The following is a 17,729-nucleotide window of genomic DNA, read 5'->3' as shown; positions in this document are numbered from 1 at the left end:
GCCAGAAGCTTCTTGTTAGCGTTGGGTTTGGAGAAACTGCATCACCAGCGGGAAGAAGATGATGATGAAGGTCACCGGAAAGATGAAGATCACCAGCGGCCCGATCATCTTCACGGGCGCTTCCATCGCGAGCTTCTCGGCATGCTGGAAGCGCTCGGTGCGGCGCTGGTCGGAAATGGCCGAGAGCGTGTCCGCCAGGCTCGCGCCCAGCGATTCGGCCTGGGTGAGGTTCGAGACCAGGCTCTTGATGTGCTTGTTGTCGAGGCGCTCGGCCATCGCGTTGAGCGCGTCCATGCGGCTCACGCCGGTGCGCATCTCGCGCATCATGCGGTCGAACTCCTGGCCCAGCGCGCCGCCCGGCCCCTTCTGCACCGCCTGCGCGATCGCGCCCGTCAGGCTCAGGCCCGCCTGGCAGCACAGCGTGATCATGTCCAGGTAGCCCGGCAGCGTGCGCAGGATGTTCTTTTCGCGCTTCTTGCGCCGGTCGCGCATCCACAGCACGGGGTAGTACCAACCGATCGCGCACGACATCAGCGTGACCCACACCTTGGTGCCCGCCATCGCGTTGAGCAGGCCCGCGGTCCAAAGCCCCAGCAGGGCCACGACCACCAGCGAAACCACCTGCACTGCGATGAATTCCTCGGCCTTGAGCACGAACTCCAGGCCCGCGAGCTGCAGCTGGCGCTTGCGCTTGACCAGCATCGAGGTCGGTGCGATCTCCGACACATGGAACTGCAGGATGTTCACCACCGGCCACACCAGGCGCAGCATGCGCGGCAGCGGGTCCATGTGGGTGCGCTCCGAAGGCCTGGCCTTGCGGATCAGCGAGATCATGTAGAGCAGCAGGATCACGCCCACGGTCGCGCACAGGAAGATGATGGCCAGGAGGATCAGCGAGCGCATCGGAACCTCAGATGTCGATGGCCACGATCTTGCGGATCATCGCGTAGCCCAGGAACAGCATCACGCCGATCACCACCAGCACGGCCCAGCCGATCTTCGTGGAGAACAGCAACCCCATGGTGGGCTGCATCAGGTAGAGCACGCCCATCAGCAGCAGCGGAAACAGCGTCATCACCAGCCCCTGAATGCGGCCCTGCGCGGTGAGCGCCTGGATGCGCCCCTCCAGAATGGCCTTGCGGCGCAGCGTCTCAGCCAGCACCTGCAGCGGCTCCGAGAGATTGCCGCCCACTTCCTTGGATACGCGCAGCGCCACCACCACCAGCACGAAGTCCGGAATGCCCAGGCGCTGCGACATCTTCTGGATCGCATCGTCGAAGCTCACGCCCAGTCGCTGCTCCTTGAGCACCAGGCCGAACTCCTGGCCCAGCGGCCCCTGCTGGTCGCGCACCAGCACCTGCACCGCGACCGACAGTGCGCTGCCCGCGCGCAACGCGCTCGCAATGAACAGCAGTGCATCCGGCAGCTCCGATTCGATCTGCTGCCTGCGCTTCTTGCGCTGCCATGCGAACCAGCGCGCGGGCAACAGGTAGAGCACCGTTGCCGCCGCCACACCGCCGAGCGGGTTGCCCGAAATCAGCCAGCCGATCGCACCGCACAGCGCCACAAGAAATGCGTGCCCCGACGCGAACGCCACCGCATGCTGGGCCTGGAATTCGGAGAGGTTCAGCGTGCGCCGGCCGCTCGCCTGCAGCTTCGACATCATCTTGCCCACCAGCTCGGGCGAGCGCTTCATCAGCAGATAGCCGCACACCATGATGAAGCCCATGCCGCAGAGCACCGAGGCGATGAGAAGAGCCGCTTTCATGCCTCGGTGGTGCCGAAAAGGTATTCAAGGTCCAGCTTCAGCCCGTGCTCCTGCAGCCGCGCGAAGAAGTCGGGCACTGTGCCGGCGGCCGCGAAATGCCCGACGGTCTTGAACTCGGCGTCCACCCCCGTCTTGCGGAAGAGGTAGACGTCCTGCATCTGGATCATGCCGTCGGCAAAACCGGTGATCTCGGTGATCTGCGTGACCTTGCGGCTGCCGCAAGGAAAGCGCGTGAGCTGCACGATCAGGTCCACCGCCGAGGCGATCTGCTCGCGTATCGCGGCCACCGGAATGTTCATGCCCGCCATGGTCACCAGCACTTCCAGCCGCGACATCGCATCGCGCGGCGAGTTGCTGTGCAGCGTGGTCAGCGAGCCGTCGTGGCCGGTGTTCATGGCCTGAAGCATGTCCAGCGCCTCGCCGCCGCGGCACTCGCCCACCACGATGCGGTCGGGCCGCATCCGCAGCGAGTTGCGCACCAGGTCGCGGATCGCGATGGCGCCCTTGCCTTCGATGTTGGCCGGCCGCGATTCCAGCGACACCAAGTTGGGCTGGCCCAGCGAGAGTTCGGCCGCATCCTCGATGGTCACGATGCGCTCGTTGGGCGGGATGAAGTTCGACACCATGTTCAGCAAGGTCGTCTTGCCGGTGCCGGTGCCGCCCGAGACGATGATGTTGAGCTTTTCTTCCACCGCGATGCGCATGAACTCCACCATCTGCGGCGTGATGGAGCCGGTGCGGATCATGCCTTCGTGGCCCATGCGATTCTTCGGAAATTTCCGGATCGTGACGCTGGGGCCACGCAGCGCGAGCGGCGGAATGATGGCGTTCACGCGCGACCCGTCCTTGAGCCGCGCGTCCACCATCGGCGAACTCTCGTCGATGCGCCGGCCCAGCGGCGTCACGATGCGCTCGATGGCGCCCAGCACCGCGATGTTGCTGGTGAAGGCGACGTTGGTGCGCTCCAGGCGCCCCGAGCGCTCGACCCAGATCTCGTCGAAGCGGTTGACCATCACTTCGGAGACGCTCTCGTCCTTGAGCAGCACTTCCAGCGGGCCCAGGCCGATGGCTTCGTCCAGCAACTGCTGGCTCAGCTGCGCGCGATCGATGTCGAGCGGAAGCTCGCGCGAGTCGCGAATGATCTCGCTGATCAGCGCGCGAACGTTCGAGCGCAGTTCCTCATCCTTCATCTGCGCGGTGTCGATGCGCCGGTTGTCCAGCTGCTCCAGCAACGTGCGATGCAGCGAACGGCGCCATTGCAAGAGAGGGTCTTCGATGGCCAGCGCCGTTTCGGCAAGCTGCGCCGCCTCGGCCGCATCCTGCGGGCTGGCACTGGCAGGCCGCAGCGCCACGTCGAGCGATACCACCAGCGTGTGGCCGCCGATGATGATTTCCTCGCCGCCCTTCATCGGGCCGAAGCGCGTCACGCGGTTGCCGTCCACCCAGGTACCGAAGAGGCTGCCGTGGTCCTGCACGAACACTTCTTCGTCGTGCACCACGAACTGCGCATGCAGCTTCGCGACATTCCAGCCCGACAGCACGATGTGGCTCGACGCGTCCTTGCCGATCTGCACCTCGGGGATGTCGAGCGCCACCTCGCGCACGGCCTGCTGGGGCGAATTGACGAAGACCTTGTGCATGGCGGCGGCCTCAGGGTGCGACTGGCTGACTGGGTGTGCCGGCGGGAATGCCGCCCATGCCACCCATATCGGCCGCTGGCGCTGGCGGGCGCGAGGCGCTCGGGTCGGACCTGTCCTCGGTCAGCGTGCCGAAGCTGCGGCCGATGTCCTGCTCGATCCCGCGTGCGCGCTCGATGCGCGGCCGGCTCCAGGCCGCATCGACCACGCGCGGCGTGATGAACACCACCACTTCCTGTTCCTTGTCGGTGTCGTTGTCGGCGCGAAAGGCGCGGCGGATCACCGGTGTGTTGCGCAGGCCCGGCAGGCCATCGCTGGAGCGTGTGGATTCGCGGCTCAACAGGCCCGACAGCACGATGGTCTCGCCGGCCTTCACGTTGAACTCGGTGTCGGTGCGCCGGATCAGCAAACCCGGAATGCCCTGCACCGCCACGCTGCGGTCGATGCTGCTCACCTCGGTGAGGATGCTGCCCGACACGTTGCCTTCGCCATCGGCAATGGGCTTGATGTTCAGCCGCACGCCATAAGGCTTGAACTCCACCGAGCCCGCGCCCTGCGTGCTCAATGCGGGCAGCGGGATCTCGCCGCCGGCCAGGAACTTGGCCTCGCCCCCGCTGCGCGTGGAGAGGTTCGGCGATGCGAGCAGGAACGCATTGCCGCGCTGCACCAGCAGGTTGATCTGCGAGCCCAGGCTCAGGCCGATGCCCAGGTAGGCCTGCGGCATGCGCCGGTTCTGGTTCAGCAGGTTCGGGGTATTGGAAGTATTGAAGTTGGAACCGTCGGGCAGGACACGGTAGCTGCCGCTGGAGGCGATGTCCGAGAAGAGCCCGAAGTTGAAGCCGTCGCCCGAACTCTGCCAGCGCACACCCAGGTCATCGAGCGCGGACTTGCTGAACTCGACGATGCGCACCTGGATGTCCACCATGCGGTCCACGCGGATGCGGTCGGCCGTGGCCAGCGACACCACCGCGGGCGCATAGAGCTGCGCCACGGTGTTCAGGCGCTCGACCGCAGCGGGATCGAGGCTGTTGCCGTCCATGATGATGCGCTCGCCGATGCGGCGGATGTTCACGCCCGTGATGCCGTGCGTGATCTCGCGCAACTCGTCGGCGATGCGGTCCAGGTCGACCACGTTCACGCGCACCTTGAGCTTGCGCACGGTGCCGTTCTTGTCCCAGACGTGCAGCGTGCTGTCGCCCGCATCCTGCGCGGTGATGAGCATGTTGGCGCCGTCGAGCACGCGCGCCTCCAGCACCTTGCCGCTGCCGATCGCCACGCGGGCCACGCCCGGCATCTTGACCAGCACCATCTGCCCCACGTAGAGCGTGAGCGTGTCGGGCAGCCGCTGCAGCACGGTGGCGCGCGCGGCGATGCGCTGCAGCTCGGCCTCGTTCACGGCTTGCGGCGGTGGCGCCGCGGCCCGGATGCCCGGCGACCGTTCGGTGCCGCCGGAGGCCGAAGCGGTGCCCGGCGGTGCCACCGCCGCGCCGCGGCCTGCACCCACGAACGAGCCGGCATCGACGCCGTCGCCGCCGCGTCCCGCACGCGGATCCTGCGCCGCGGCATCCAGGACAAGACACAGCATCGCGGCTGCCAAAACATATCGCTCGAGATTCATCGAACTTCTTCTAGAGGTGAGGAAATGGGCAGCCAGTGGCTGGGCAGCGTGGCTTGGGTGTGCATCAGCGCGGAGACGCTTCGTCCAGCGGACGGGCCTGGCCCAGGCCCGGCGCCATGGGCGCGCCCCGGCCGCCGGTGCCGCCGGTGCCGCCGACGATGTATTCGACGCCGGAGCCGCCGGCCGCATGCGAGGCCGCGACCGGTCCCGCGCGCTGCGGGCGGAAGCCGCTGACGATGGCGTCCAGGTCGACCGCATCGACACCGGTGGTCATGGTGGCGCGGTCGTCGGGATTGCGCAGCGTGGCGATGATCTTTCCGAGCCGCTGCGCCAGGATGAGCTTCTGCGCATCCTGCGGCTGGATCGCAACGGTCACGGTGGCGTAGCGCTGCCGCGCGTAGGGATCGGTGTCGGCGGAGACATCGGCGCGTTTGCGCATCGCGGCGAACTGCTCCGCGGTGATCTGGCCGGTGGCGCGCACCTCCACGTCCTGCAGGAGCGGCACCACCACCGACGGATCGTTGGCGGCGGACTTCTCGACCACGTACATGAAGTCGATACGGTCGCCCGCGCGCAGCATGCCCGAGATGGAACTGATCTCGTCCACCGGAATGGTGATGGCCCGAACGCCCTGCTCGATCTCCTGCGCGAAGACCTTGCGCGGTGCCGAGAAGAACGACGCGAGCAGCGGCCTGCCCGGTGCCACCGGCACGGTGAGCTGGCGGCCCGCGAACTGCGCGAAGGTCTCGGGCGTGAGTGCGTCGTTGTGCAGGTACTCGTTGGGCACCGAGCGCTTGGCCACCATGCCCGGCAGCACCAGCGTGCCCTCGCCGAGCGGCTGGCGCGCCACGACCACGTCGCGGCGCTGGCTGTCGGCATCCTTCTCGAGGCTGGCGGCGATCTCGCGCTCGCTGGCGCGCAGGTAGTACCAGCCCAGGCCCGCGGCCATCAAACCGAGCAGCAGCGCGCCGATCAGGGGAGACAGCCGCTTGAGGCTTTGCTTGAACTTCAGGAGTCCCGGAGATGGTTTCATGCCTGGCTACAGAGGAAAGGAAAGGGCGTACGAAAAACTCGACCAGGCATCGCGGTAAGCCTTGATGAGGAGCTCCACCACGGAACGGTCCGCGCCTGGAAAGGTGGCGAACAACATGAAGGCCAGCACGCCGGCGACGAGCAGGTATTCGGTGATGACCTGGCCGCGCTGCGCGGCAGGTCTTGCCTGGGGCGGCAGCGGGCGATGGCGATGGCGTGGATGCATGGCGAAGGTGTCAGTCGGGGGTGGTCTGGCTCGCGACGACGAGGTAGGTGTCGTCGCGCCGGGCGATGGTCACGACCATCTCTTCCCTGCCGCGGCGGAACACCAGCGCAGAGCGCTCTCCGCCTTCGACGGTGCGGTCCTGCAGCAGCGACCAGCCCAGGCGGATCATCTGTTCGCGCAGGTACAGCGCATTGGTCTCCACACTCATGCCGTTGGTGACCATGATGGTTCGATTGCGCTGGCCCTCGTCGTAGGAGAGGGTGTCGGAGATCACCAGCGAGCCGGGCGGTCGCGGAAAGCCCTTGCCGACGCGTTCGGCGCGCTGCTCAGCACTCTCGCCCTCTTCATAGACCACGGCCGCGACCAGCCGGCCGGCCGTGCCCGAAGGAACCGCGCGCAGCTGCACCGTCACCTGGTACACGCCGAAGCGGGCGCCGAGCACGCGGGTCTCACCCACATGGCTCACGCCATACCCGGTCTTGTCGGCGAACCATTTCTCGTAGTAGCGGGAGATCTCCTGCATCGATTCGCCGGATTCGAAACCGCGGATCTGCATCGGAACCGTGTTGTGCTCCATGTACTCTGCGATCCAGTAGGTCCTGGCACCGGAGGGCGACGGAATGGCCGGCCAGTCGCGAGGCGGCGGCGCGGCGGCCGCGAGCCCGCCCATGCAGAGCCATGCAAGGCAGACGAGCCATCGAAGGGGCCACTGAAAGCGCATCACGGCAGCGTGTTCACCACGGGTGGCGGTGGAAAGGAGCGGTAGTACCGGAACTTGTCCTTCGTGCTGGCACCGACCGCATCTCCCTCGCCGCCGGTCTCGCCATCCGCGGTGCCCGTGGGCGGCATCCGCTCGAAGCGGTCGAGCGGCGACTTCTCGGTCTGGTCGCCCGGCAGGAAACCGAAATTGAGATTCGAGTTGGGGAAGCCGGGATAGACCTGGTTGATCGAGTAGGCGGTCTGGTGAAGGCCGGTGCGCAACTGCTGGTAGTAGATGCTGTCGAGCAGCTTCATCGGCATCAGGCCCTGGATCTTCTTGTCTTCGCGGTTGGTGCCGCCGGCGTTCCATGCCTCGGTGAGCATGGTCACCTGCTCGCTGATCGCGATCTGCGGCACCAGCGTGAATTGGGCGTTGGCCTGCGTGACATTCACCTCATTGCGCAGGTAGCCGCTGGTGACGAAGGCGAACTTGCTGAGCGACCCCGTCAGCACGTTGCCCCCGAGCTTGTCCTGCACCGTGCGGATCTGGTCCCACAGCATGTCGCTGGCGTTCATCAGCGAAGGCAGCGGGGCCGCCGTGGTCGAAGCGGTCACGCTCACGGTGTTCGGGTCGATGGGCGGGAGCGCCGGCTCGAACTCCGCGATCTCGGGGGCATGGATCGAGATGCCGGGCGCCGTGCGGTCGCGGAAGATGTGGCGCCGCAGGTCGCGCGTGACTTCGTCGTCGGACTTCTTGATGGCGCCGGAGGCACCCTTGGCCTCCTCCGCGCTGATGGCGTCCGTGCCGGGCATCCACACGGTGCGCTGCCAGGCGAGCAGCTTCGCGGCCGACGCCGTCTGCATGCCCTTGATGCCGTAGTCGGCTATGGCGGGAATCGCTGCGAACGTGAGGGCCGCAAAGCTCGCCGCGAGCAGCGTCTCCGTCATCGAATGGCCATGGATACGGGGCATTGCGCAGCGCACGCGCGAGAGCGGGTTGTTTTTCAAGCTGCGTGCTCCCGGCCTCAATTGGCGCCGTCTTCGTCGGCCGAAGCGCCGAAAACGGCTCCGCCCACGGCGACGGCACGGGCCCACAGCGAGGGCTCGACGTTGTGCACGTGCCAGTAGGGGCTGAACAGGCTGCGATGCTCGATGTAGCCGCCTGCGAAGCCGACGTTGTATTTGCCGATGGTCGGCGGATCGTCCGTCGAGAAGTCGCGCCGCGCCCAACGGTCCTGCGGACGGCGGAAGTACACCTGCGCCGTCGACACCGCCTTGATCTGCCGGCCGGCAAAGTTGTCGCGGAGGCCGACACGGCCGTCCGCATTCGGATTGCCGAAGCCGGCGACTTCGCCGGTGCGCACCTTGTCGCCGCCCTTTTGCACAACCAGCGTGAGCGCAGGCCCCTTGTCGGTGTTCTTGCCCCACTTGAGCGGATTGCTGCCCTTGAAGCCGTTTTGCGCGAGCCAGTTGTCGGCCTCGTGCGCCACCATCGGCGGATGCTCCTTGACGTCCACGTAGCGCGGCAGCGTCCAGTCCTGCGTGAGCTTGCTGCCGATCGCGGTGCGCGGCCCGTAGTGCATCTTCGCGTTGAACACCAGCACCGGCCATGTGGCGGGAAGCAGGCCGCCGTTGCTGTCGTCCGCCGCATAGCGGAAGGAGCCGCGCTCGATCCGGGCGATATCGTTGGTCTTGCTGTTGAGGCCACCGTAGTCGCGCGCTTCGCGGAAATAGCTGCGCAGCGTCAGGCGCTGCCCCTCCCAGCTGCTCATGTAGTGCGGCCCGCCCGCTGCCGCGGCGCCCGCGCCAAGGCCGAAGCGCCCCCGCGCGATGTCGCCCAGGCCGCCGATGATGTCGGTATAGAGCACACCCAGCGGCAGCTTGATCTCGATGGAATCGGCCGATTGCCAGCGGATGCGGCCCATCTCGCCACCGGCCGGGCCGTCGGTGGCAACCAGTTCCGTGCCGCCCTTCCACTCGACGAGATCGTTCAGGATCAGGCCGGTGATGCTGCTGAAGCCGGGCGGCACGTTCTGCATCTCCTTCGTGATGCCCTGCAACGGGCCCGCGAGGCTGGCGCCGATCCAGCTGGCCCAGTCGGGCAGGAAGCGGCGCTTCTTGGTCCAGTCGTCGCGCAGGGCCTGCGCGGAGTGCGCGAAGCGCATCACCTCGTTGTATTCGTCTTCGTTGAAAGGCCCGTTTCCGGACTGATGGTAGGAATCGAGATAAGTGCCAAGGTCGGCCACGAACTTGATGGCGAAGATCTCGGTTTCGCTGGCCGGCAGCGACGCCTCGGGGTCGTTGGACTTCAGCACCTCGGCAATGAGCTGCGGCATCTGTGCCACCGAGCTCGCGAGCATCGCGGTCTGGCTGAGCGAAATGCCTTCGTTGAGCACACGCAGCGCATCGACTGCGAACTGCGTCGGCTTGGCCAGGGGTTCGACGAGGTCGGCAATGCGGTCGGCCTTGCGCTGCAGGCGGAAGGCCTGCCCGACATTCCCCAGCCAGCGCGCGTAGTAGACGATGCCTACGATGGGCCTGGCGCTGCGCGCCAGGTTGTTGGCACCCTGAAGCCCCTTGGCGACGACCAGGCCTTCCTGGATATTGGCCGCACTGGTGACGAAGGCGCCGATGGAGGTCTGCACGCTCGCAAGCGTGGCGATGCCCGCCTCGTTGCCCGCCATCGCCCGGTTGGTATAGGACAGGTAGTTGAGCGTCCTCGCCGTGAGGACGCCGGCGCTGTAGGTGGTCGCGTCCGCGGTGTTCTGGAGCCGGATCTTCTCGCGTGTCGACTGGGCTGTGTTGTAGACCACGAGCACGCTGAGAAAGATGACCGGCAGCATCGCGACCAGGTACACGATCGCCTGCCCCGACTGGCGGGCGGCGTTCGTGTTGGACCTTGGAGCGACAACCACTGCCGGTCTCACGCTGTGTGGCGCTTACTTGGCGCCGTCGGCACCGCCCTTGGTGTAGGTGCTCATGTTCATGTTGACTTCGGCGTTGGTGGAGGCCTTGGCGGCAGCGGCCTGCGCATTCGTCACTTCCGCCGAGCCGGTCTTGCCGCCCACTTCCTGCGCCATGCCGGCAACCTGGTTGCGCATGGTCTGGCCGAAGAAGCTGAACACCGCAATCGCGGCGATGGCGATCAGGCCCAGGATCACGAGGTACTCGGTCATGCCCTGTCCTCGGATCTTGATCTTCGCGGCAATACGGCGGCTCATGACTGTCAGACGATTGGCTTGCATTGAAAGCTCCTCAAAGTTTGAAGTTGATTGAAGGGAACGCGCCCAAATCGTAGGAGGACGCTTCCTGTTAAACCGATAAACTTTTTGCTGATCCTGATAGGGATCGAACTTTTGAACAGGCAGCAGATCGGCGCCTTTTCTAGATCGCAGGATCGCTGCCCGCTTCAAGCCTTCTCTGGCTTCGCTTGCGGTATTCCTTGGGCGTGATGCCCTTGATCTCGAGGAACTGCCGATTGAAATTCGAGAGGTTGTTGAAGCCGACTTCGTAGCAGATCGACACCACCTGGCGCTCGGTCTGCATCAACAGAAGGCAAGCCTTGTTCACACGGACGCGGTTCAGGTAATTCACGAACCCATAGCCGGTCGCGCGGCGAAACAGCCGGCCGAAGCGGCCCGCATCCATGCCCAGTTCGCTCGCGACCTCCGCCGTGCTCATGTCCCTCGACGGATCCAGGGCGATGCGGGCCGCGAGATGGTTGATGGCCTTGATGTCGTTGCCACCGCTGGCCTGCACGCCCGACAGCAGCCGGTAGTCGGTGCACTGCGCAAGGTTGGCGAGGAGCTCGCAGAACAGGCTGAACCGCTTGAGTCCCCGCGCGTTGTCGATGGCTTTCCAGTGCCTCTCGGCCGATTCGGCCATGCCGAAGAATTCGATGCCATATTGCGCACGCTTCAACAGGTCGACCGCCTCGACGAACTCCGGAATCTTCTCGGCGGCCTCGAAGATCGGCTCCTGCGAAAAGTGGATGATGAGGTCGCGCTGCGCCACGCCTTCCGGCGGCGCATCGAGCGAACGCCAATGGTGCGGGAGCTGGGGTCCGCACAGCACGAGGTGACCAGGGTCGAAGGTGCCGATCCAGTCGCCCACGAAGGCCTCGCCCGAGGTGGCGGAAATCAGATGGAGTTCGTACTCTGCATGGCAGTGCCAGCGCGCCAGGGGCGAAGGAAAACCGTGGGAGTGGCAGCGAATCAATCCGGCCTCCCCGGACGGCTCATAACCCAGCGTGACCGCACGCGCGAGCTCGAGCTCGACACCGGCCTCGGGCATCAACCGGCTCTGCGATGGCCCTGGGAAGCCCTCTGTCGAGCAGGCGTTGCGTTCAACGAATGCATCCATCGGCGCCATCCGCCAGCATCGGGTCGGAGAGATGGACCAGCAAGGTCTTCATGAGAGATGAGGAGCGCAAGGAAATGTCATGCAATGCCGAAGCCGTGAATTGTGTTCAGTCATGCGTACTTCCGAACAGTGCTTAAACTGAAATTCAGCAACTCATTTTTCAGCGCAACCGGAATGCCTGTGCCTCCGAACGCTGCGCTCCGCCCGCCGATGACACGTGCCGGTCGATGGATGGGCGCCACTTCTCGCGGGCGATGCGACGCGCATCCAGTTCGTCGCCGCGCATCTCCAGACGCTCCAGGCAATCGAGAAAAACCTCGAGGTGTGCGGCGTCGATGCCATCGAGAAGATCGACATCGAGATGCGAGAGGCGAGGAAGCAGTTCGTCGAAAAGCTGCCGGCCCGAAGGACTCAGGCGCACATGCACGAGACGGCGGTCCTCGCTGTCCTGTCGCCGCTCCACCAGCTTTTTCCCGGTGAGGCTGCGCAGTGCGATCGAGGCGCTCGCACGGTCCAGATCCAGGTGCTCCGCGAACTGCGAGGCGGTGATCTCGCCCATCTCCACAAGCACACCCATCATTCCCAACTCGCGGCGCGTGATGCCGAAGCCGCCTTCGATCATGCGGGTCACCATGCCGTTGCTCGCGCGCGCCGCGCGCCATATCCGGTAGAGGAGCAGGTCATCGATGGAACGGGGGGTGCGCAAGGCAACCGCATCAGGAAAATCGCGCATATGAATCAGAAGGGTTGAAGCCAGACATTTCCAACAGGCGAGGTTCGGGCGGCTGCCCGGACCTCGCCACCATCCATCCGCCGGACCGCCTCGCCCAGCAGCCTGCGGAGCCAGACCATCCCGGAATCGTGGGTGCGGCTGCGGTGCCATTGCATCGCCTGCTGCATCCTCGGAATCGAGACGGGCAAGGGCAGCAGCGTCACCGGCAGGGCACCCTGCGCGAATCGCGCAAGCCGCCTTTGCACCGTGGCCACGTACTCGGTACCGACGACCGCGAACGGCGCGGCCACGAAGCTGAATGTCTTGATGCCGACGCGCCGGGTGATGCCGTGGTGTTCCATGAACCAGCTCTCGAACGGCGTCCGGTCGATCCCCGAGGGCTGTGTCACCACGTGATCGGCGGCCATGTACCGCTCCAGGGTCATGACGCCGGGCTCCGCGAAGCGGCTGTCGTTCCACACCACGCAGTCGAACTCTTCCTCGAACAGGATCTCGGTGGGGTGCTCGCGCGAGCAGTAGTTGTGCGGGCAGATCAACAGGTCCGCCTCCCCACCTTCGAGGGCACGGTGCGGGCGGTCCAGTTGCGGCAGCGGGGAGAAATGAAAGCGCACGCTGCTCGATTGCTGGCGTACCAGCGCGAGCAGATGCGGCAGCAGCGTCACCAGCGTGTAGTCGGAAGCGAGCAGGCGAAATTCGCGGTCCGACTTCGCGGGGTCGAACTGCGGCTGCGTGGCGACCGCGGCGTTGAGGCGGCTCAGGATGTCGCGCACGTCTTCCTTCAAGGTCTGCGCCCGCGGCGTGAGCTCCATGCCGCGGCCGACCTGAACCAGCAGCGGATCGCCGAAGTACGTCCGCAGTCGTCCCAGCGCGCTGCTCATCGTGGACTGGCTCACATGCAGGCGCTCGGCCGCGCGACTGATGTTGCGCTCGACGAGCATCGCATCGAGCGACACCAGCAGGTTCAGATCAAGTTTGTTGAAACGCATCGTTCAAATGAGGGATCGGTGGGCACGCGTCCTGCGCCGCGTCATGCCGAGCGGAGCCCGAGCCGGCGAGCCCATCCGTCGATCACGCCCCGCTCTGGATCCGCGCTTTCCTTTTCGGACTGCGGCGTCGCCGGCGACTGCGGCTCGTCCGGCTGCGTTGTTCCCACTTGCACATCCAGCACGCCTGCATTGCGCAACGCCTGCAGGAATCCCACGCAACGGGAGACCGACTGACCGCAGCGATCGGCCAACTCGCTCGCGCTCAACTGGCGCTGCCAGAGCAGGTTCGCCATCCTGTCGTTGTCTTCGTCGCGGCCCATCAGCGCAACTGGAGGCCAGCGGCGAAGCATGAAACGGGCGGAGTCCAGAAGCTCCTGCGACAGGGCCGACTCCAGCTTCGCGGGGGCCGCCCATCGCCGCGCTTCGACCAGTTCTCGCCCGGTGTTCAACAACCACTGCTGGAGCTTCTCGGCGCGAATGGGACGCTCCAGCGTGTTCGCCATGCCCTCCGAATGCAGGCGCGTCACGGTCAGCACCGCAGGGGCCATTTGCTCGACCTCGGCCAGATGGTCTTCGATCAAGGTGCCGTCGACGAGCAATGCGTCGAACGGCGGCTCGTCGACCAGCTTCCATGGGAACGAGCGGCTCTGCGCGGACAGCCGAACGATCGTCTGGACGACGACGATTTCGACGGCCGGCAACCTGAACAAGCCAAGCCTCAACCTGGGCATGTGTTGCCTTCGAGATGCATATGGCGATCGATCACTTGTTGTTCTTCGTTGTGCAATGAAATGACTTCTGGATGGCTTCCAGGCGCCGGCGGTGTCGCACGACGCGGCGGCCATCGGAGCGAGCGCAACAGGGGCGCCGCGCCGGACTCAACCGGGATACGGGAGCTCTGGTTCAGAAGAGCCGGTGCCACTTGCTACCTGATCGCCTGAAACCGCGAAGAGGATTTGTCGACCGTCGATTCGCCAAAGGGCGATATCGGGGAAAGACCGCATGCGGGAGAATGTGAAACAAAGAGTAATGCAACAAAGTGGCGAAGCATAGGAGGCCCGGATGTATCCGCAAAATTGTTTCGCTCGATACCTCGTATCGATGCTGGAGATACCTGAGAATCGATTTGGAGGCGTCGTGCAGCCAAACCCGCATAACGGGCTTGGTGTATCGATCCACTAGGAGGAAAACCATGCGATTTCAAAAGCTGGACCTGAACCTGCTGGTGGCCCTGGATGCGCTTTTGCGGGAGCGCAGCATCAGCAGGGCAGCGGAACAGATGCACCTGAGCCAGTCCGCAATGAGCAGTGCGCTGGCGCGGCTGCGGGCATATTTCGACGACGACCTGCTGATTTCCGTGGGTCGCAAGCTCGAACTCACCAGCCGGGCCGAGACGCTGAAGGAGGCCGTGCGCGACGTCCTCATGCGTGTGGACACCAGCATTGCAACGGCTCCGGAGTTCGATCCGTCGGAGTCGGATCGCAAGTTCCAGCTGGCCGTCTCCGACTACACGGCGGCAACCCTGATACCCCATGTACTCGCCCTGGCCGTGAAGCAATCGCGCACCGTGCGCTTCGACCTGATACCGGTGCCGGGCCGGCCGCAGCTGGCGCTGGAGAGCGGCGACGCGGACCTCATGGTCATCTCGCGCCCCTACGCCTTGACGGACCATCCCACCGAGAAGCTGTACGAGGAGGAGCTTTGCTGCGTGGTGTGCAGCGACAGCAGCTTTGCGCGGGCCGGCGAGTTGACGCTCGCGCAATACGAAGCAGCCGGCCATGTCGCGGTGCAGCCTCCGGCCATGGACAAGCCGAGCCTGGAGAGCTGGTTCAAGGATCGCTATGTCAAGACGAAGCACATCGAGGTCACGACCTTCAGCTTCGTAAGTGCGCCCTATCTCGTGGTGGGCACCGACCGCATTGCCATCATGCATCGCAGGCTCGGGCGACTCGCCAGCAAGGCGCTGCCCGTCACGCTTTTCGCACTGCCGGCCCCGACGCTCCGGCTGGAGCAGGTGCAGCAATGGCACAGGCACCGCACCCGGGACCCCGGGCTGATCTGGGTGCGTGGACTGCTTCATGACGCCGCTGCACGCATGGATGCCGAACCGGACCAGAGCCTGACCGATTGACTGCGCCGTCCGGTAGCTCGCGCCATTGAATCCAGGAGAAAAGAACAAGCATGCGATTTCAGAAGTTGGACCTGAACCTGTTGGTCGCCCTCGATGCGCTCCTGCGGGAACGCAGCATCAGCCGGGCGGCGGAGCAACTGCACCTGAGCCAGTCCGCCATGAGCAGTGCGCTCGCGCGGTTGCGGACCTATTTCGGCGACGACCTGTTGGTGCCCGTGGGCCGCAAGCTCGAACTCACCAGCCGGGCCGAGGTGTTGAAAGAGGCGGTGCGCGACGTCCTCATGCGCGTGGACACCGCTATCGCAGCGGCGCCGGAATTCAACCCCTCGGAGTCGGATCGCAATTTCCAGTTGATCGTCTCCGACTACACGGCGATCACACTGATACCCCATGTGCTCGCACTGGCCCAGAAGCAGTCTCGCACCGTGCGTTTCGACCTGATCCCGTTGCTGGAACGGCCACAGCGTGCGCTGGAGAACGGCGAGGCGGATCTGCTGGTGATTCCTCGCTCCTATGGCTTGTCCGACCATCCCGCCGAGACGCTGTTCGAAGAAGGGTTCTGCTGCGCGGTTTGGAACGAGAGCCGCTTTGCGCGGTCCGTCGAGTTGACGGCCAAGCAATACGAAACGGCGGGCCATGTCGTGGTGCAACCTGCGGACGTGGACAAGCCGACGCCAGAGGACGGGCTCATTCAGCTCCACGGCAATGCGCGGCGCGTCGAGGCCACGACCTTCAGCTTCATGGGCGCACCATATCTCGTGGTGGGCACCGACCGTATTGCCACCATGCGTGTGAGGCTTGCTCGCATCGCCCAGCGATCGCTGCCGATCACGCTGCTCCCGCTGCCGATGCCCATTCCCCTCATGCAACAGACGCAGCAGTGGCACAAGCACCGCACACGGGACCCGGGGCTGGTCTGGCTGCGCGGACTGATGCATGAAGCCGTCCTGCGCATGGATGCCGAACCGGACCAGGCCCCGCCGGGCTGAAGGTGCCGATCAGCGGCTGGCGTACGGCAGCGACGAGTGGTGCACGACGATGCGCAGCTTGCCCGCCTCGTCCTTCACGAAGCTCCAGGTCTTGTCGACCGTGGTGACCTTGCCGTCCGGGCCGGTGAACAGCACGTTGCCCATCGTGCTGGCGGTGTCGCGGTGGATGAGAACGGCGCTGTTCTCGATCTCGCACTTGGTCCAGCCCTTCAGCGCGAAACCCGTGTCGTTCGGAAAGGCAGGGTTGCCGCCCACGAAGTACGCCAGTGCGCCATCGCGCGCGGTGCGGAAGGTCTGCGGCGATGCGGCCAGCGTGGGCTTGAAGAGCACCGCGCCCGACTGATAGGCATACGCGCTGTCGATGACCTTCTCGGCCAATGCCTTGGCCGCTTCCTGGCCACCGCTTGCATTGGCGGCGCCGATGTCGAGCAGCGCCTTGCACCAGGCCTTCTGGGCCACCAGGACTTCGGTCTCGGTGACGCTGTGGTCGATGTCCTTCTGCCTGGCTGCAGCCGGCAGGATCGCGCCTGCGATCAGGAGGCTGGCGATGGCGACTTGCGTGATCTTCTTCATTTTCAATTCCGTCTGGAGTGGTTGGAGTTATCGGATTAATGCAACACAGTGGCGAAGCATAGGAGTGCGGACCGTGTCCGCAAAGCTGTTCTCCTCGATACCTCCCATCGACACCGGAGATACCTGACCCGAGGGCTCCATTGCACCAACGCCAGATGCATGAGGCGTGAAGCGTGCATTAAGCGGTGCTGAGCAGGAGATGAATACGGCATGAACAAACGCCGCCTGTTCCCATGCAGAGAGGCAACATCCCTTCGGCAGGAACTGATGGATTAGGTCAACAACCGGTCTCGTGCTTAAAAGGAAACGACAGCACCGTCGGGTGCCGACCCGGAGAACTCATGCAATCTTCTGCATTCCCGCTTCCTCTTGAAACCGCCGAGCCAACCCGATTTCGAAACCAGGCTGGACCGCCGGTGAGACCCCTTCAACCGGCCACCATCGAATACTCGTTGCTGATGCTGGTGCTGGTGAACGCCAACCAGGAAGTCACACCCGCCCCGCTGGCCAGGGCGCTCGGCATCTCGATGCCTCGCCTGGCGTTCAGCGCCGATCGACTCGAAGCGCGTGGCCTTCTGGGCCGGGACCGCGATGCAATGGACAGCGAGTCGAGTCGCATCCACCTCACCCGCAAGGGCCGCGAACTGGTACAGAAGACCGAAGCGGTCGCAGCCAGCATGGAGAGCGGTCGACCGGCGCCCATGAGCCTCGCGGAACGCGCCCTGCTATCCGAACTGCTGGAGCGCATGGACGAGCGCGGTCCGCGCTGAGGCGCCCGCCGCGCATCGACGCGCGGCGAGCCGGGCGCACGGTTTAGGCTTTGCGGGCGCGACGCGGATTGGTGTCCGCGCCTCACCTCACCTCACCTCACCACTTCATTCGCAACCCCAGCGAGCCCTGCACGGAAGACTTCACATCCGTCGCCCCGCCCGCGGCCCACAGCTTGCCCACTTCGCCGTAGATGCTGGTGGTGGG

18 protein-coding genes are annotated in these 17,729 nt (G+C 65.2%); 3 read left to right on the top strand and 15 right to left on the bottom strand.

The window, feature by feature from the left end; all coding sequences use genetic code 11:
* Positions 1-15: 15 nt before the first annotated feature.
* From M2282_RS15270 to M2282_RS15205, 14 genes are all read right to left on the bottom strand, one after another.
* Positions 16-903 (bottom strand): type II secretion system F family protein, encoded by an 888-nt coding sequence (locus tag M2282_RS15270; protein WP_280809635.1) that lies wholly within the window; start codon positions 901-903, stop codon positions 16-18.
* A 7-nt stretch (positions 904-910) separates the two neighbouring features.
* Positions 911-1,768 carry a type II secretion system F family protein gene (locus M2282_RS15265; protein ID WP_280809634.1) on the bottom strand — a complete coding sequence of 286 codons (858 nt, stop codon included), beginning with the start codon at positions 1,766-1,768 and terminating at the stop codon, positions 911-913.
* Positions 1,765-3,408 carry an ATPase, T2SS/T4P/T4SS family gene (locus M2282_RS15260; RefSeq protein WP_280809633.1) on the bottom strand — a complete coding sequence of 548 codons (1,644 nt, stop codon included), beginning with the start codon at positions 3,406-3,408 and terminating at the stop codon, positions 1,765-1,767. Before M2282_RS15260 ends, M2282_RS15265 begins: the two co-directional genes overlap by 4 nt.
* A 10-nt stretch (positions 3,409-3,418) precedes the next feature.
* Positions 3,419-5,023 (bottom strand): type II and III secretion system protein family protein, encoded by a 1,605-nt coding sequence (locus M2282_RS15255; RefSeq protein ID WP_280809632.1) that lies wholly within the window; start codon positions 5,021-5,023, stop codon positions 3,419-3,421.
* A gap of 64 nt (positions 5,024-5,087) precedes the next feature.
* Positions 5,088-6,056 (bottom strand): Flp pilus assembly protein CpaB, encoded by a 969-nt coding sequence (cpaB, locus tag M2282_RS15250; RefSeq protein WP_280809631.1) that lies wholly within the window; start codon positions 6,054-6,056, stop codon positions 5,088-5,090.
* Positions 6,057-6,062: 6 nt separating this feature from the next.
* Positions 6,063-6,281, bottom strand: a complete 219-nt coding sequence (locus tag M2282_RS15245) for a hypothetical protein (RefSeq protein ID WP_280809630.1) — start codon at positions 6,279-6,281, stop codon at positions 6,063-6,065.
* Between the two features lie 10 nt (positions 6,282-6,291).
* Entirely contained in the window at positions 6,292-6,951 is a 660-nt protein-coding gene (locus M2282_RS15240; protein ID WP_280809629.1) for a hypothetical protein, read from the bottom strand.
* Between the two features lie 50 nt (positions 6,952-7,001).
* Positions 7,002-7,988: a hypothetical protein gene (locus tag M2282_RS15235; protein WP_280809628.1), complete on the bottom strand. Its 987-nt coding sequence runs from the start codon at positions 7,986-7,988 to the stop codon at positions 7,002-7,004.
* Positions 7,989-8,005: 17 nt separating this feature from the next.
* Positions 8,006-9,895, bottom strand: a complete 1,890-nt coding sequence (locus tag M2282_RS15230) for a pilus assembly protein TadG-related protein (RefSeq protein ID WP_280809627.1) — start codon at positions 9,893-9,895, stop codon at positions 8,006-8,008.
* Positions 9,896-9,919: 24 nt separating this feature from the next.
* Positions 9,920-10,225: a Flp family type IVb pilin gene (locus M2282_RS15225; RefSeq protein WP_280809626.1), complete on the bottom strand. Its 306-nt coding sequence runs from the start codon at positions 10,223-10,225 to the stop codon at positions 9,920-9,922.
* 139 nt (positions 10,226-10,364) lie between these two features.
* Positions 10,365-11,342, bottom strand: coding sequence for an AraC family transcriptional regulator (locus M2282_RS15220; RefSeq protein ID WP_280809625.1), 978 nt, complete (start codon positions 11,340-11,342; stop codon positions 10,365-10,367).
* A gap of 160 nt (positions 11,343-11,502) precedes the next feature.
* The gene (locus M2282_RS15215; RefSeq protein ID WP_280809624.1) at positions 11,503-12,075 is read right to left on the bottom strand and encodes a MarR family winged helix-turn-helix transcriptional regulator; all 573 of its coding nucleotides are present in this window, start codon (positions 12,073-12,075) and stop codon (positions 11,503-11,505) included.
* A gap of 5 nt (positions 12,076-12,080) precedes the next feature.
* On the bottom strand, positions 12,081-13,061 hold the full coding sequence (locus M2282_RS15210; protein WP_280809623.1) for a LysR family transcriptional regulator: 981 nt from the start codon (positions 13,059-13,061) through the stop codon (positions 12,081-12,083).
* A gap of 41 nt (positions 13,062-13,102) precedes the next feature.
* Entirely contained in the window at positions 13,103-13,771 is a 669-nt protein-coding gene (locus M2282_RS15205) for a hypothetical protein (protein ID WP_280809622.1), read from the bottom strand.
* 482 nt (positions 13,772-14,253) lie between these two features.
* On the opposite strand from M2282_RS15205, the gene M2282_RS15200 reads away from it, so the two are divergent.
* On the top strand, positions 14,254-15,192 hold the full coding sequence (locus M2282_RS15200) for a LysR family transcriptional regulator (RefSeq protein ID WP_280809621.1): 939 nt from the start codon (positions 14,254-14,256) through the stop codon (positions 15,190-15,192).
* Positions 15,193-15,242: 50 nt separating this feature from the next.
* Positions 15,243-16,181, top strand: coding sequence for a LysR family transcriptional regulator (locus tag M2282_RS15195; protein WP_280809620.1), 939 nt, complete (start codon positions 15,243-15,245; stop codon positions 16,179-16,181).
* Between the two features lie 9 nt (positions 16,182-16,190).
* On the opposite strand, the gene M2282_RS15190 is transcribed toward M2282_RS15195, so the two are convergent.
* Entirely contained in the window at positions 16,191-16,754 is a 564-nt protein-coding gene (locus M2282_RS15190; protein ID WP_280809619.1) for a hypothetical protein, read from the bottom strand.
* A 416-nt stretch (positions 16,755-17,170) separates the two neighbouring features.
* Here M2282_RS15190 and M2282_RS15185 point away from each other — a divergent pair, with 416 nt between their 5' ends.
* Complete coding sequence (locus M2282_RS15185; protein ID WP_280809618.1) at positions 17,171-17,524, top strand: MarR family winged helix-turn-helix transcriptional regulator; 354 nt, start codon at positions 17,171-17,173, stop codon at positions 17,522-17,524.
* Positions 17,525-17,729 lie beyond the last annotated feature (205 nt).

The sequence above is a fragment of the Variovorax boronicumulans genome, assembly GCF_029892485.1.
GTDB lineage: Bacteria > Pseudomonadota > Gammaproteobacteria > Burkholderiales > Burkholderiaceae_C > Variovorax > Variovorax boronicumulans_B.
This window is presented reverse-complemented; position numbering and strand designations above follow the sequence as displayed.